Source organism: Terribacillus saccharophilus, assembly GCF_000725365.1.
Lineage (GTDB): Bacteria > Bacillota > Bacilli > Bacillales > Amphibacillaceae > Terribacillus > Terribacillus saccharophilus.
This window is the reverse complement of the sequence record NZ_CP008876.1, coordinates 731,314-747,937: the sequence shown is the minus strand read 5'-3', so window position 1 is coordinate 747,937 and position 16,624 is coordinate 731,314. Positions and strand designations below refer to the sequence as shown.

The following is a 16,624-nucleotide window of genomic DNA, read 5'->3' as shown; positions in this document are numbered from 1 at the left end:
GCTATGTGCAGCATCCTTATTTTTATTAATTAAGCTTTTGCTTTCTTTCTTTTGAAGATAAAGGTAACTATACCTGTTGCAAGCAATACTGCTCCTGCCAGCATGTACGTATACATATTCGTTGCCGTGTTTGGCAGCTTACTTCCACTTCCACTGTATGCTGGACTCGTATTATCATCAGAGACTTTGACGATGCTGCCACCTGAGTTGCTGCCGTTTCCACCGTTATTTTGGCTGCTTGGCGGCGGTGTGCTGTCTTTATCATCTTGATTATTTGTATCGTCATCAGTTGGCTTATCGTCATCTTTCGGATCTTCCTGTGGCTTGTCCCCAGGCTTCTCTTCTTGATCGTTACCATCATCATTTGAGTCTGGCGTCTCTTCATTCGGATCTGGTGTTACTGGAGTTTCCTCGTTTGGCTCCTCTTCTACCGGAGGTTCTGTTGGCTCTAGATCTTTTCCTAATAAGTCCGTAATCCGGCCTTCAATGACTGGATTAACTTCACCATTCAAATCTTCCACCATATAATCACGGAATTGCTCCCAATCAATTTCGCCTAGATCCTGTACACGGCCATCTGCATATGCTTTGGCGAATACATCATAACCGTCTCCGCCCTTTGCAGTGAAGTTATTCGTTGTAACGGAGTAAGTTTGGTCTGGACTGATGTCCACATAATCTTCACCAGTTTTCACTTGCATGCTTACAACACGGGAACCTGCTTCTTTTGTGCTGTCATAAGCAAATTTCATGCCGGAAACCTGTAGGAAGCCGCCGCTCTCTTCTGGAGCCAAGCGAACACTGTACTCAAGAATCTGCTTGATTTCATCTCCTGATAACTGCACGACTGCCGGGTCGTTACCGAATGGCAATACAGTAATCACTTCACCAACTGTAATCGGCCCTTGATCAATCGCCGCCCGGATTCCACCGCCATTTTGCATAGCGATAGACACTTCGGGCATTTTTTCCTGTGCTTTGACAAGCATCGCATCCGTAATTAAATTACCTAATTCCGTTTCGTTTGCCCGCACACTTACGTCACTGTCGGTAAGTCTTGGATTTGTAAGAGGTTTTTGTGCTATTGCACCAGTCTCTTGATTGGATAACGCATCAACTTCCGATTTATAAGCACTAAGTGTGTTCAGTGCTTCTGGATCAGCTTGCTTCTGCGTCACATCGATTAAATGGCCTGAGGAGCCGGTTACAATACCTTGCTCGTTAAAGGTTACATCAAGCTCCCCTAGGTATTGTGAATACTGATAAGCCTGTACAATAACTGTCGGATCTTTTGCAGCACCATTCTCATCAGCGGTAACAACTGTCGGTTCATTCAACTGTGTATGTGAATGGCCGCCAACAATGACATCAATTCCGTCAACTTGTTCTGCCAGCAACAAGTCATTACCGACTGCAGGATTGCTGTCATAGCCAAGATGCGTGATGGCAACGATTTTATCTATTCCCATGTCTTCAAATGCTGCAACTGCTCGTTCAGCTTCAGCTTTGTAATTCGTAATTTGTGCATCAACAGGGCTGGAAGTCATCAATGTCTCCTCTGTTGTAAGCCCAAAGATACCAATCTTCTCCCCATTTACTTCTTTAACCATACCATCATATACCGTGCTATCCTGTGCATCTTCTGTAAATGTGCTGCTCACTCGGCCACCCGCAAAAGGATCAGCAGACAAGTCTACGTTCGCAGACACAAACGGGAAGTTCGCACCTTCAATAAATTTGTTCAAAGATGCATGACCGTTCTCACTGGAACCAAGATCGAACTCATGATTCCCGAATGTCATTGCATCAATATTCATCATGTTTAAAAGCGCCAAATCCGCTTGTCCTTGGAACTGGTTGAAATAGAGTGTCCCTGAAAAAACATCACCTGCATTAAATAACAAAGCATCTGGCTTTTGGGAACGAACTTCTTTTATCGCTGTCACCATATTCGGCAGCGGCTCCACACGCGCATGTGTATCGTTCATATGCATGATCGTCAAAGAAAAATCTTCCCCATTTTCATCAGCTGCATATGTACTGGTTGGTAAAACAATTGATGATAGAATAGCTATAATTGCAGCAGTGCTTAGTGAAAACTTGAAACGCTTCTTACCCTTCATAAAATCGATACCCCCAAATTAATAGTGAATTTCCGAAAAAGTGAGCACTAGTCTACTATGCCAACCTTGTCGACTCTTCTACATTATTGTAGAAGCATACTATTAATTTATCATTAAAATATTGTGAATATATTAAAAAGATTTCAAAAACTATAATTTTCTGTATAACTAGATAGATTCTGTGCTCTTTTATATTCCACTCATACACGGTGATAAGAATAGCTATAAGTCACTATATTTACCCACAAAAAAACTACTTTATAGTTAAGTAGTTTTTAACCTCTAAACTTCATCCTTATAAACGTATAAATTAGCATTTAATTAAAAGGTTTAAACTTTGATAAACTAACATGCGTCATTCTTTTTTGAGTTAATAATTAAGATTGTTATAAAGGATAAACATAGCACGAAGGCAGGCAAAACAATGTAGCTCACGAATGAGAAGTTGACAATACCACTAAGCATTAATACCAACCCCATAATTGAATAAAAGATTATTGCAACCTTGGGATTATTTTTAAATCCTAATGAGGTTACCAACCATTTATATTTATCCTTATTTATTGTTACTAATAGAGCACAAATAATGCTCAAGATACCTAAAAATGTTAAACTCATTTTCCTTTCTCCTTCCACTTGGAATAATTTGATAATTCAAGCCTATCATATCTTACATTAGTTGGAAACAAGCCATAAAGAAGTTAATTATCGTATTTGGGTATTAACTAAGAATTAAAGTTCTTTTGAACAGCCTAAATAAATATAAAAGAGTCAGGCCCCTTTATAATAATGGGCGCCTAACTCTTGTTCACTCTACCTCGGTTAACTCCTTCGCTGCTTCATAGAAAATTTCTGCAGCTTTTGCTATGTGCGCTGAGTCTGACCATTCTTCAGGACAATGACTTAGCCCTGCCTTACTTGGGATGAATAACATGCCCACGTCTGTAAAGTCGGAAAAGATCATCGCATCATGTCCTGCTCCGCTATTGATAGAGCAATACGATACATTACTTTCTTCGCTCTTGTCTTCTAGAAGTGCGCGGATATTTTCATTCAATGCTTTAGGCTGGATATATAACTGCTCCTCAGCCACTATCTCAATGCCACTTTCTTGATGTGTGTTTATGCATTCCTTCATCTTCTCAATCACATTCAGTACATGTTCTTCTTTCCCGGATCGTAAATCGACCGTGAATACAACTTTGTCAGGAATGACATTTGCTCCGTTAGGAAAAACATTTAGCCGTCCTACAGTAAGAACCGTGCCGTTCCCTTCTTCCACAGCAAGTTCAGGCAACTGACTGATGATTTTAGCTGCTGCTGTTAAGGCATCCGAGCGACGGTCCATTGGAGTTGTCCCCGCATGACCTGCCTGCCCTTTCACTGTCACTTCATATTGAGTCAACCCAACGATCGCATCAACAATACCGATAGGAATGTTTTTTTCCTCTAAGATTGGTCCTTGCTCAATATGCAATTCAAGGAAAGCCTTCATCTTTTTAGGGTCTCTTCCTTTTGGAAGCGCTGGGTCCAATCCTATTTTTTGCATTGCTTCTACTGCAGAAACTCCATCTCTATCTTTCAGGCTGTTAAAATCAGCTTCACTCAGTACTCCAGTAATTCCTCGTGAACCCATCAGCCCTCCGCCGAAGCGAGAGCCTTCTTCTTCCACTAACGCTATCATTTCAAGTGGATACTTCGGTTTCAGGTTATTCTTATGAAAAAGATGTGCAACCTCGAGCGCTGCTACGACTCCAGCTGGTCCATCATAAGCTCCTCCGTTCGGCACCGAGTCAAAATGGGAACCGATCATTACACTAGGTGCATCTTCCAGTGAGCCCTCCATCTTTCCAAAAACGTTGCCGAAACCATCTTCGGTTACATTCAAGCCTGATGCTTTCATTTGTTCTTTAATATAGTTACGGGCATGCAGGTCCTCCTGGCTGTATGTGAGACGCGTGGTACCAGAACCAGGAGTTGCAGTAAATTGCGCTAAAGCTTCTATATGCTGTTCAATCCGTACTTTTGTTTTACTCAAGTTATTCTCTCCCTATTACAAGAAACCAACAAAGATTCCTGCTAGTATGACTGACACGATGGTTACTGTGATAAAGCCTCCGACGAGCATCGGCGGCAGCATTCGACTCGTTAATGCTTCTCTTTCCTTTTCATCTTCGGTCAAAGACTTGATTACCTCGTTTGTAATAATGTAATCTGCCGGGAAACCGTAAAGAGCTGTCAAGGAAACCGCAAACGCCATATTCTTGCTTACTCCTAAAATTTTACCTGCAATAAAGGAGAAGATGTACATTCCAATAACCCCAATAACGATAGCTCCTACCAGCGGATACAAGATCTGCAGCATCATGCTTGGTGTAGCCTGATTCAATCCGTCGAAGATGAAGAGCATCAGCACTAAGATCGCAATACCAAATCCGTTTGCCTTTTGCAATGCCTGCTTTTCAAGGAAACCGACACTAGAGGCAATAACCCCGAATAATAAGCAAAGGACGAATGGACTGATTGAGAATAATGGCGCTACCAAAGTAGATACAAGATATGCTGCATAAGCAACTAGCGCCAGCTTGAAAAACTTCAAGAAATCGGTGTTGTATTTTTCAGGCAGTCTCCATCTAGATGGTGCTGTTTCCACAGCAGCTGCTATTTCTTCTTTTGCTTTATCAGTTACGTCCACTTGAAGTTCTCCATTCCGATAAAGCTTCAGCAGTCGTTTCCCTTCTTTCTTCAGTACAAATGATGTAATCGGATAGCCAGCAAAACCTTGCATCACGTAAATGACGATAGCAAATACTGCCAAAGATGAAAGACCTGCCGCACTAGCTGCATCAGACATGATCAGCGCAGAAACTACACCACCGACTAAAGGAGGAATCGCTACGACCATTGTTTCAAAACCGAATATAAGTGTTCCAACCGATAGTAGCAAAACAACGATACCCAAAATACCAGACAGTGCAATCACAATCGTTTTCCACTGGTTTTTCAATTCTTTAACTGACAGCAATGTCCCCATATTGGTAATCAAAAGGTACATCATCATCGTCGCTACAACGGGAGGAACACCGGCCACCGCTACGATATCTGCTGGGAAGAAGGTCCAATAACCTACAAGAAATAAAATCGCACAAATAAATATTGATGGCACCCAAGCCTTCGTCCGAACTGCAACTAAATCACCAATAAATAAAATAAGGGTAAGTATGACTAACGCTAGCATTTGTGACATGAGGGGTCTCCTAACTTCTTGCTGTATTTTTAAAACAACCAAATAAAGAATATTCAAATAAAGACATGTATGAATAATAATATATTTTAAGTTTTCAGTCAATTTAATTTTTTCTTTTCATTTTTTTTGGAAACCCTTTTAGACTTTGAGGCTTTCAAATTTATTGTTCCTACAACCACTTTATTCTGAATTTCTCTATTTCTGTTATAAACGTTTTATAAATTTTTTCTGTTTATAAAGGACATCATGAACAAAATCTCGACATCGGCGTAATGACGTGTTATCCATACTATTTGTTGGATAGTTTTACTAATTTTAAGGTCGGGTACTGTATTTACGATGCATGATATTAAACAACTTTTAATTAGGAGGCTATCATGGAATACATTAATTTAGGAAATTCTGGTCTTCGTGTTCCAAAGTATATACTTGGAACGATTCCATTTAGCGGCACGAATGGTTTTGAGGCTACCGGTAACATAAAAGAAGACGAAGCTCGCAGAATAGTAGATATGTCACTTGAGGCTGGTATTAATATGTTTGATACAGCGAATCTTTATTCCAAAGGAGATTCAGAACGTGTCCTCGGTGCTGCTATCAAGGGACGTCGTGACGAAGTATTAATCAACTCGAAAACGGGCTTTCAATTAGGGGACGGTCCTAACAATGGAGGAGCTTCCCGCGTTAATATTGAAGCATCCATTGACCAAACACTGCAACGTCTTGGTACGGATTATCTTGATTTGTATTTTGTCCATCTTTGGGACGGACGTACACCAGTTGAGGAAACAATAGATACGATGACCAACTTAATCAAAAAAGGGAAAATCCGTTATTGGGGTGTTTCTAATTATAGTGGCTGGGCACTTGCGAGAACTTTTACTGTCGCACAGCAGCCTGGATACATCCCTCCAATTACACAGCAGATCTACTATACACCTGAAGCTCGTGAAGCAGAATATGAACTGCTACCCGCAGGTACCGAACTCGGCGTTGGCAATATGATATGGAGTCCGCTCGGTGAAGGTCTGCTAAATGGTAAAATCGGACGCAATAAAACAGCACCAGAAAACACCCGCCAAGGCGGCGGCTGGTCAGAGCCTTGGGTGCAGGATCAAGAACGACTCTATCAGGTAATTGATGCACTGGAAGAAGTAGCAGCAAATCACAATGCTTCTGTGCCGCAAATAGCCTATACTTGGGTCAAAGACCGTCCAAACGTCGGCCCGATTGTTATTGCTGCCCGTAATGAAGAACAACTAAAAGAAAACATAGCTTCGTTTGATATCAAATTAACCCAAGAAGAACACGACCTGATTGAATCAGCTGCCAGACCAGCACCTATCTATCCACTGTGGCACCGTACTATGAGCAGTTTTGAAAAAGGAAGCCCGGCGGAGATGGCTTATTTACAAGGATATAAGCAGTCTATGGGTCTGGATGAATAATAATGGAACTCAAAAATACCGAAAACAGATCTTTATTTCTGTTTTCGGTATTTTAATTTATGTTTTATAAACTTTTAATAAGCTGTATCAACACTAATTGCAAAACACGAGAAGTGATAATCTTGTCATTCATAACGATAAATCGTAATGTAGTATGCTTACTAATTTTAGCTTGTCCTATGTATTGATTATATTTTGCTAAAATTTCTGTTGCAGAATGACGTTTTATTTCCCCTTCCTTTATAAATATTTTTATAATACAATGTTCATGATAACGCTTACATAGATATGGAGGGGATTTAGGATGATTACTTTCTTTGTTGCGATTTTAGCATTGGTTGCAGCGTATTTTACGTATGGAAAATACGTTGAGAAAGTATTTGGACCGAATGAGGAGCGACAAACACCAGCATATGCTAATCAAGATGGTGTAGACTTTGTGCCAATGAACAAACAGAAAAACGCATTAATTCAATTACTGAATATTGCCGGTACCGGTCCTATCTTTGGTCCAATTATGGGTGCATTGTATGGTCCTGCAGCATTCTTATGGATCGTGCTCGGTTCTATCTTTGCTGGAGCTGTACATGATTACTTAACTGGTATGATTTCGATTCGTAATCGTGGCGCTCATATTCCAGAACTTGCTGGAAGGTTTTTAGGTAAAATTTCTCGCCATTTAGTGAACGTCTTTGCATTACTGTTATTACTGCTGGTTGGTACAGTATTTGTAACGACACCTGCATCATTATTGCATAACTTAATTGATGGCAGAGTTGCTTTAATAGCTATTGTTCTTATTATCTTTACTTATTATTTTTTATCTACCATTCTCCCAATTGATAAGATCATCGGTCGTGTCTATCCGTATTTCGGGGCACTATTGATCATAGGGACAGTTGGTGTGGGTGCCGCGTTATTATTAAGGGGCTATACCATTCCAGAATTATCGTTAACGAATATGCATCCAGCTGACACACCTATTTTCCCAATCCTATTTCTAACGATTACATGCGGGGCTCTCTCTGGGTTTCATGCCACACAATCACCGCTTATCTCAAGAACAACTCAAAATGAAAAACAAGGCCGATACATTTTTTACGGCATGATGATTGCCGAAGGTGTTATTGCCATGATATGGGCAGCAGCAGCAATGACTATATTTGATGGACAAAGTCTTCAAGGATTAATAAATGAGGGTACAGCTTCCCTGGTAGTTAGTGAAGTCAGCATGACCTTACTTGGAGCTGTTGGTGGTACCATAGCCGTTCTTGGTGCAGTAGTGTTACCAATCACTTCTGGTGATACAGCATTTCGAGCAGCACGTAATATCATCGCCGATTACATCAATCTGAATCAAAGCAAACTGGCAAAACGATTGGCAATCGCGATTCCATTGTTTATCGTTTCTTATTGGCTGACAACGATTGATTTTAATATCCTATGGCGCTACTTCTCGTTTGCCAATCAAGGAACCGCAGCACTTGCGCTTTGGATAGGCACTATGTATCTATTTGTTAAAAAGAAAAATTATTTCATAGCATTAATTCCGGCAGTATTCATTACCGATATGGTGTTAACTTATATTTTATATGATAGTAACCTTGGTCTTGGCTTATCCTATCAGGCAGCACATACAGGAGGACTAATCATGACAGTGGTCATCACTGCTTTGTTCTTCTGGAAAGCCAGAAAAAATAAAAGAGAGAATTTGGTCGTAGATTTGGAAGTACCTTCTCTGCCTAAAAACGAGAAAATAAATTGATTTATTGGAGTTAGGTGAGGTCTACACCTAACTCCTTATTTTGTTATAGTAAGGATATTAAAATATGTCACATCCATTTTGAGTTACATCTAAAAAACTTTAATTAATCAGCTAAGACTTTCTAAGATTTGCAAGGCCGTTATGTGAACTCTGGTATTATAAGCATTACCCATAACATCTTTAGTTAAAAATAAAAATGCCATCATATTATCATGATGGCATTTTTATATTATCTCAGATTGATCTGTATTCTGTTGGTTTCAACGTTTGCTATCCCGTAAATTATTTAACTTTAATCACAATTTTCCCTTTGGCATGATGCGTTTCACTTAATTCATGTGCTTCTTGCAAAGCTTCTTCTGAAAAATCAAATACATGACCTACCTGAGGCTTAAGAGTTCCCTTCTCAAGTAATTCTCCTAATTCACTTAGCTGCTTCCCATCTGGTGTCAGCCAATAAGAGCTTGCCGTTACTTGATGTTTTTCTGCTAATGCTTCATCAGGTTGTCCCGCAATCGTTACCAGTCTTCCGCCGGGCTTTAAAACTTGGAAGCTTTTATTTAATATATCGCCGCCCATTGTATCAATGACTGCATCATAATCACTTAATTCATCTTCAAATTGCTGTGTGCGGTAGTTGATGAATTCATCAGCACCTAACTCTTTTACATATGCTTCATTTTTTTCACTCGCAGTTGTAGCAACATAGGCACCCAAATGTTTTGCCATTTGAATAGCCATACTTCCTACCCCACCAGCTCCAGCTTGGATAAGTACTTTATCACCTTTCTTGACCTTTGTATTATCCACCAGACACTGCCAAGCTGTTAACCCTGCTAATGGAATGGAGGCAGCTTCCTCAAATGTAAGATTGCTAGGCTTTTTCGCAAGTAATTCTTCATCCACTGCTGTGAATTCCGCATAAGTACCTGCAGCGGTAGTATCCGGTCGCGCGAAAATTTCATCCCCGACTTGATAATTCTTCACTTCGCTCCCAATCTCAACTATTTTACCTGCAACATCCCAGCCAAGGATAATTGGGAAGGACCAATCGAGCATCTGCTTTAAGTAACCTGCACGTAGCTTCCAGTCAATCGGATTAACTGAAGTGGCATACACCTCAACAAGCACTTGGTTTGGTTTTATTTCAGGTTTCGGCAATTCTTGCTCTACTAATACATTTTTATCGCCATATTCATTAATAATAACTGCACGCATGAAATGCACTCCCTTTTTTAAGAAATATATTTGTAAGCTTTAGTCTTGGTTCTGTCTTAAGAAGTTATTCCTTCTTGTCAGAGCTTGCTAAAAATTCAAATGAAATTCTCTGTAACCATGTATTTATTTAATACATGACTTATTTTAACCTCTAATAACTTTGAATCAAACTAAACTGCTTATAGATGGTATTTATGTTATTGATTTAAGCTCATAAGCTACTGCTATATTTAACCTAAATCCACTTATATTCTTAAACGTGCTACAACTATTGTTTTCTGATTCACGCAGATACTAGGTATCTTCGCTCTTATGTAAGTTCCAAGTATTTATAAGGTAAATCCATTAATCTAGAATACAAAAAAAGACCCTAACTTTACGTTAGAGTCTTGATTGGACAGCTTTGGCATACTGTCTAGTGATACCGGTGGCCGGGGTCGAACCGGCACTCCTTGCGGAACACGATTTTGAGTCGTGCGCGTCTGCCAATTCCGCCACACCGGCATGTCTCTTATGTATGCTGCCCTTTTCTTAAGGACAAGTTAGATTATATATGCTGCAGAAACAAAAAGCAATACAATTTTTAAAAATAACTAGTTTTTTTTGCATTACAATCTTTTTTTGAATCTAATGGCTAACTCAGGCAAAGATTTAAGATCTTTTTAAAACACGTAACTCTTATTTTACATGAATAGAATGCAATTTGGCAACTAACGACTGAGCAAATTTTAGAAAGCGCACATCCCAATAAAATTGCAATGCTTCTATTCATCGTCCCACTCATAATACATAATAGTGTGATTGCCAAATGCTCCTTACCAACTTTAAAATTCTTAATGATTTTGTATGACTGAAACCTAAAAAACTGCCGGATCCTATGTTCCAGCAGTTTCTAAACTTTTTCAAAAGCGAAGACCTTATTTAAAAGACCGATCGAATCACTTGTTTCATATAGAAAAATCGTACAACAAAGAAGTAAAATACTTGGATTACCGCAAAGCTTCCCAATACTAAAGCAGATTCAACTATTAAGTTGTAATCAAACAAACGCGATAAAGCTGTAAGTGCTACAGCACCATGAATGAGTGCCACTACAATAGGTGAGAAAAACAAAATAACAATTTGCCGGTTCACCACTTTTTTCAATTCTGATTCGGTTAATCCAATCTTGGCAATCGACTTAAATTTGCGCTTTTCTATATCAATATCCGTAAACAATCGAAAGTAGAGAAAGCTTCCAGCCGAGACAAAGAACACAATGCCGATAAATAAGCCAATAAATAATATCGGTCCATACGCTTTATTAATTTCATAAATGGAGTGATCAACTGAAAATACTTTATGCTCTATTTGCTCCTCTAACTTTTTTCCAGTTTCAATAACTTGCTCTTCATTCCCGTCATGTACATTCCATGCAGCAGTAAAATCTGTTCTTACTGGAGTTCCAAGCTGATCATAAGTGTTATCATTCACAACATAATAACCAGAAAAGCCTAGCCCTACAGCAGACTTCACTGTGTTACTTGGCAAAATTTCCTGTCCGTTATCCAGCTGAACGCCGGATGCCATCAATACTTCACTAGCTTTCTGTCCTTCCATGATTACCGCATCACTTTGTTCCATAATGATTGCCTCATTTTCCTTTGGGTGCAGTTTATTCTCATCGATTAATGCGGCAAAACGGTTATAATCAGAAGCTTTCACTATCAATACAGGCGATTCTTCCACAGAGGTATTATAAAATGCCAAGTCCGTGGATTCCATATCTGCGTCGATTTTCTGTTCATCTAAAATTGCATTGATTTTATGCATATCTTGCTCAATCACTTCGTCACTTTCGTCCAAAAAAGGACTATACGTATACGTATATGGATTCATCTCTTTTACTCCCTTTGTAAGATAAGATTGAAACCCATATAATGTCCCAATAGCACTAAAAGCTACGGTTGATATAATCGCTACCATGAAAAAGGTTCTAGCGTTATCTTTCATTCGGAACGATAAGTCACCAAATAGCAGTATGTTGGTCTTACGCCAGAAGATTGATTTATTTTTTTTCAGAAAACGAATACAATAAACACTTAATTGCGTAAACAAGATATATGTTCCCAGCGTCACCACGATAATGACTGGAATCATTACAAAGACAACACTGGCACCTTTAACATAAACAGAAGTACCATATCCTGCAATTAACAGAATAACCGCAAGGATAGATAAAATAATAGAGGCCTTCGGTTCTCCTTTGGACTTCTTATCTCCTTTAATGAGATCGACCAGTTTATTTGTACGTAAAACGAACGCCACCAAAACCGATATACAGAAAAAGAGAAAGATAAAACTGATAAACGTTATTACAATAGCCATTACTGGGAAATAAAAATCAAGAGATGCATCAATGATTAATATATTCTCAGCAAGTAAAAGGATGGATTTTGCAAATACTAGTCCTATCAAAATTCCGCCAGCTGTTGCAAAAAGTCCTATTAAAATATTCTCCATAAATACCATGAGCCGTATTTGCTTATCAGAAGCTCCTAAAGTGATGAGCAAGCCAAACTCCTTCTTCCTTGACTGCAAGAAAGAGCTTATCGAGTATAGAATAAAGAAGAAAGAAAATACATAAATAATTCCACCAGCAACAGCCATTCCAAACAGTGCATACTTATTAACGGATCCTTCTGAAAAAGCTGGATGGAATGCAAAGATTGCAAATGTGAAGAATACCATCACCGTAAACATGCTGCTGAGGAAGTAAGCAATATACAATCGTTTATTGCGTAAGACATTTCTAAACGCGAACTGACGAAAAGTCATTTCCCTCTCCTCCCATCAGCGAAAGCATATCGATTATCTTCTGGAAGAATGCTTGTCTGCTCTCCCCCCGATGAATTTCGGCATGCAGCTTACCATCCCGAATAAAAACAACACGATCAGAATAACTAGCAGCCTGCGGATCATGCGTTACCATCAACAAACTTGTTTTATTTCTCTCATTAATGGATACCAGCATTTTCATGACATCCTTGGCCGCTTTTGAATCAAGGTTTCCTGTTGGCTCGTCCGCTAGCAGCAATTTCGGTTCATGAATCATCGCCCTGGCGATGGCCACCCGCTGCGCTTGTCCTCCGGAAATCTCGTACGTACGCTTATTCATAATTGATTCAATTCCTAGACTCTTTGCTATCTGCTGTGCTTTTTGCTGCATCTCTCCTGCTCGGACACCATCTAATGTTAGCGGCAGGATAATATTTTCCTGAACCGTAAGGGTATGTAATAAGTTGAAATCCTGGAAGATGAATCCGAGTTGATTACGACGGAACTTAGCCAAAGCACTTTTCTTTAGCTGATGAGGTTGTTGTCCATCGATTTCCACCTGCCCTGTTGTCGGCGTATCGTTTGTGGAAACAATATTCAATAAGGTCGTTTTTCCGCTCCCTGACGGTCCCATGATGGCAACAAATTCACCCTTCTCTATTTCTAAATCGATATCGGTAAGGGCGCGATAAGCAACTTTACCTTCGTAGATTTTACTGACTTTTGTAAGTTTGAGCATAATCCATTCTCCTCTCCAATGCTTAATCTAAGCATAGCCTGAGCAGTACATGTCCTACTATCGATTATGCTTTCACGAATCTTACATTGATGTAAGGTTTTGTGTTTTGGAAAATATGATCCGGAAAGTTGTACCCTCTCCTACGGTGGAATCCATCTCCAGGCCGTGCTCCAGCTTGTCAGCGACTTCTTTTACCAAATACAAGCCCATACCGGTAGACTCCCGATATTTCCTGCCATTTTCGCCAGTATAAAATTTATTAAAGATACGTTTCCGGTCCACAACTGGAACACCCACTCCAAAGTCCTTCACTTCCAGCACTAATTCACCTGATCTTTCATAAAGAGACAGAACAAGTTGATTTGATTTTCCAGCAGAGTATTTGACAGCATTATGTACCAGCTGTGCTAACAGGAAGAAAAGCCACTTTTCATCCGTTTCCACGATTGCTCCTGCTTTCTCTTCCTTCAATACAGGAAATACTTCATTACGAATGTAAAATCGCTTGTTTTCTTGATTGACTTCGTGAATCAGCTTGGAAAGGACAACAGGCTTAATATGAAAATCTTCTGTAATAGTCCGAAGTCTTGCTAAATAGAGAACTGTATTCAAGCCCTCCCGCATTCGGTCTGTTTCCTCCCGAATGCTGGATGATTCTGGTTCATCTAGTGTTTGTGCCGTTAATTCAATAACAGAAAGCGGCGTTTTCATTTGATGAACCCAACGATCCATAAATAACAGATGCTCGTCCTGTCTGTCTTCTCCTTTTAGCAGTTCTTCTTGATATAAACGAAACTGAGCTGCAAGCAACTGATCAAGTGCTTCTGAAATAGGCGCACGTTCGGTCGTCTCTAACGATTGATCGAGTGATGTAAGTGAATGCTGTAATCTATAATAGAAATTCCTCCGGCTAAAATACCGATAACAAAGGAATGCGGATATTAAAAGCAATGACAGGAAGAAGGCGTATACACTAACCCCAACATCTCGGTAGCCATCCAGCCAAAATAAAATCGGAACCATCACACACTGAGTGAGTTGGAACATAATAAGCAGCACATGCTCGCGAAGGAATAATTTCATGCTTTATCCTCTTTCCATGTAATACGCAGTCGATAGCCCGCTCCCCTGACCGTTTCAACAGCATCTTCAATCCCTAATTCCTGGAACTTATTCCGAACACGAGCTATATTTACATTTAAGGTATTCTCATCCACATAGGCTTGATCATCCCATAATTTCGCTAATAGATCCTGCCTGCCAGCAACTCGCGGATAACGCTCCAGTAAACTTTCGACAATGTCCGTTTCTTTTTTTGTCAGTTGCGTTGATTCATTCCGAAAGCGCAGCTCCAATCGTTCAGGATAAAAGTGTAACCCTTCCTGAATAAGCACTCTTTCCTCTAACTTTACTGCATACTCCCCATAAGCACGCCGCATCTGGCTTCTGATTTTCGCCATGACAATATCTGGATTAAATGGCTTTGTGATAAAATCATCCCCGCCATTTTCAATCGCCATAACTTGATCCATCTCACCAGTCCGCGCAGAAATGAATATTACCGGGCAAATCGACACTTTCCTGATTTGTCGGCACCAATAATAGCCATCAAAACTAGGTAAGTTGATATCCAGTAAAATAAGCTTAGGCTGTACATCGAGGAACGCATCCATAATCTTTTCAAAATCCGCAGCAATAGTCACTTCATATCCATACTTTTCTATATGGGAACCTAAGTATTCTGCAATTTTTATGTCATCTTCCACAATCATAATCTTGTCCATAAATTATTTCTCCCCAGCTGTTTGTTTAGCTTAATTTTACCATCTGAATCTTAACTAATGTCACCTCTAATGAATTGACCTCTCCTGTAAAAAAAAGACTCTAACATTTTGTTAGAATCAAGCATTTGCTGAGATTTATTATGTAATGTGATAATTCCTATTCCACTTCGCTGTGTTTAACACGGCACTGCCTTTATATGCCAAATTCTATTCAGATCACCAGCTACTCCACGCTATCCTTGTTCCTTCATACAATTATCCGAAGCGTACAGCTCGCCATCCTCATTAAACTCCAGCTCATAAGGATTACGCAAACCCCAAGCAAGCAGCTCAACATCACTTCCATCCGGTTTAAAACGCCATAAACCAGTTTTGCACCAAAGCTTCCCTTTAATTTTCTCACCTTTTTCAGCTGGTATACCAAAACCTCGATATTGCCATCAGGATCCATCTTTAAAATTCTTGGTGGCAGCGTTGGACGTATCGGCCACGTACTGCCTCCTACCAATATGAATATCGAACCATCATCATTCAAACCCCATAACGGTGGGGAATGACAGACCAGCTGCGCCAACCTCGACTTGATAGCCTTCTGGTAGCTGATACCTAATGAAACAGGAGGATTTCTATTAAAGTTTACTAATTTAAATGCTTTATTAACTTTTAAGATAAAAAAATACCCCTAAATGATGTTGTTCAACATTTAAGGGGGTTACAGTATTGTAATCAGCTTTTCAGAATACCTTACAATAACATAAAAAAAGGACTTCAGTATTCCTGAAGTCCTTCTCATCGCTTGGCAATACGATGATTTGTGTGATACCGGTGGCCGGGGTCGAACCGGCACTCCTTGCGGAACACGATTTTGAGTCGTGCGCGTCTGCCAATTCCGCCACACCGGCACATTAAAAATATTATGGAGGCGGCAACCGGATTTGAACCGGTGATCAAGGTGTTGCAGACCTTTGCCTTACCACTTGGCTATGCCGCCAATATTGGAGCGGAAGACGGGATTCGAACCCGCGACCCCCACCTTGGCAAGGTGATGTTCTACCACTGAACTACTTCCGCATACAAGTTAGGCTTTAGGGATTCCATAGGAATCCCAGCCTGTTTACTTGGCTATAGCCTAAAGCTATATAGAGGGCGATCGATGGGAATCGAACCCACGAATGCCGGAGCCACAATCCGGTGCGTTAACCCCTTCGCCACGACCGCCATGATGAATATGTTATGGCAGGGGTAGCAGGATTTGAACCCACATTTACGGTTTTGGAGACCGTTGCTCTACCATTGAACTATACCCCTATGGTGGAGGGAGTAGGACTCGAACCTACGAACCCGATGGGAGCGGATTTACAGTCCGCCGCGTTTGGCCAACTTCGCTATCCCTCCGATGAGAGTGGCTCGGGACGGAATCGAACCGCCGACACACGGATTTTCAGTCCGTTGCTCTACCGACTGAGCTACCGAGCCATTATGT

10 protein-coding genes and 8 tRNA genes are annotated in these 16,624 nt (G+C 40.2%); 2 read left to right on the top strand and 16 right to left on the bottom strand.

The window, feature by feature from the left end; translation table 11 throughout:
* Nucleotides 1-29: 29 nt before the first annotated feature.
* From GZ22_RS03920 to GZ22_RS03905, 3 genes are all read right to left on the bottom strand, one after another.
* Nucleotides 30-2,123 carry a 5'-nucleotidase C-terminal domain-containing protein gene (locus GZ22_RS03920; RefSeq protein WP_038558873.1) on the bottom strand — a complete coding sequence of 698 codons (2,094 nt, stop codon included), beginning with the start codon at nt 2,121-2,123 and terminating at the stop codon, nt 30-32.
* Nucleotides 2,124-2,931: 808 nt separating this feature from the next.
* Nucleotides 2,932-4,161 (bottom strand): Zn-dependent hydrolase, encoded by a 1,230-nt coding sequence (locus GZ22_RS03910; RefSeq protein WP_038558865.1) that lies wholly within the window; start codon nt 4,159-4,161, stop codon nt 2,932-2,934.
* A gap of 15 nt (nt 4,162-4,176) precedes the next feature.
* The gene (locus GZ22_RS03905; RefSeq protein ID WP_038558862.1) at nt 4,177-5,370 is read right to left on the bottom strand and encodes a hypothetical protein; all 1,194 of its coding nucleotides are present in this window, start codon (nt 5,368-5,370) and stop codon (nt 4,177-4,179) included.
* Nucleotides 5,371-5,747: 377 nt separating this feature from the next.
* Here GZ22_RS03905 and GZ22_RS03900 point away from each other — a divergent pair, with 377 nt between their 5' ends.
* Both GZ22_RS03900 and GZ22_RS03895 read left to right on the top strand, forming a co-directional pair.
* Nucleotides 5,748-6,818 (top strand): aldo/keto reductase, encoded by a 1,071-nt coding sequence (locus GZ22_RS03900; protein WP_038558859.1) that lies wholly within the window; start codon nt 5,748-5,750, stop codon nt 6,816-6,818.
* Between the two features lie 304 nt (nt 6,819-7,122).
* A complete protein-coding gene (locus GZ22_RS03895; RefSeq protein ID WP_038558856.1) occupies nt 7,123-8,583 on the top strand; it encodes a carbon starvation CstA family protein in 1,461 nt (486 codons plus the stop codon).
* Nucleotides 8,584-8,865: 282 nt separating this feature from the next.
* Here the strand turns inward: GZ22_RS03895 and GZ22_RS03890 are convergent, their stop codons facing one another.
* The 13 genes from GZ22_RS03890 to GZ22_RS03825 all read right to left on the bottom strand — a co-directional run bounded on the left by GZ22_RS03890 (nt 8,866) and on the right by GZ22_RS03825 (nt 16,617).
* Complete coding sequence (locus tag GZ22_RS03890; protein WP_038558853.1) at nt 8,866-9,801, bottom strand: NADP-dependent oxidoreductase; 936 nt, start codon at nt 9,799-9,801, stop codon at nt 8,866-8,868.
* Between the two features lie 422 nt (nt 9,802-10,223).
* A tRNA-Leu gene (locus GZ22_RS03885) sits at nt 10,224-10,305 on the bottom strand.
* Between the two features lie 417 nt (nt 10,306-10,722).
* Entirely contained in the window at nt 10,723-12,618 is a 1,896-nt protein-coding gene (locus GZ22_RS03880; protein WP_038558850.1) for an ABC transporter permease, read from the bottom strand.
* Complete coding sequence (locus GZ22_RS03875; RefSeq protein ID WP_038558848.1) at nt 12,593-13,357, bottom strand: ABC transporter ATP-binding protein; 765 nt, start codon at nt 13,355-13,357, stop codon at nt 12,593-12,595. Before GZ22_RS03875 ends, GZ22_RS03880 begins: the two co-directional genes overlap by 26 nt.
* Before the next feature lie 81 nt (nt 13,358-13,438).
* Nucleotides 13,439-14,440 carry a sensor histidine kinase gene (locus tag GZ22_RS03870; protein ID WP_038558846.1) on the bottom strand — a complete coding sequence of 334 codons (1,002 nt, stop codon included), beginning with the start codon at nt 14,438-14,440 and terminating at the stop codon, nt 13,439-13,441.
* Nucleotides 14,437-15,141, bottom strand: coding sequence for a response regulator transcription factor (locus tag GZ22_RS03865; RefSeq protein WP_038558844.1), 705 nt, complete (start codon nt 15,139-15,141; stop codon nt 14,437-14,439). Before GZ22_RS03865 ends, GZ22_RS03870 begins: the two co-directional genes overlap by 4 nt.
* Nucleotides 15,142-15,961: 820 nt before the next feature.
* Nucleotides 15,962-16,043 (bottom strand) — tRNA-Leu (locus GZ22_RS03855).
* A gap of 15 nt (nt 16,044-16,058) precedes the next feature.
* Nucleotides 16,059-16,132, bottom strand: a tRNA-Cys gene (locus GZ22_RS03850).
* A 5-nt stretch (nt 16,133-16,137) separates the two neighbouring features.
* A tRNA-Gly gene (locus GZ22_RS03845) sits at nt 16,138-16,212 on the bottom strand.
* A gap of 74 nt (nt 16,213-16,286) precedes the next feature.
* Nucleotides 16,287-16,359: transfer RNA gene (locus GZ22_RS03840), tRNA-His, on the bottom strand.
* Nucleotides 16,360-16,375: 16 nt separating this feature from the next.
* Nucleotides 16,376-16,449: transfer RNA gene (locus GZ22_RS03835), tRNA-Trp, on the bottom strand.
* Nucleotide 16,450: 1 nt separating this feature from the next.
* Nucleotides 16,451-16,536, bottom strand: a tRNA-Tyr gene (locus tag GZ22_RS03830).
* 8 nt (nt 16,537-16,544) lie between these two features.
* Nucleotides 16,545-16,617 (bottom strand) — tRNA-Phe (locus GZ22_RS03825).
* Nucleotides 16,618-16,624: the final 7 nt, after the last annotated feature.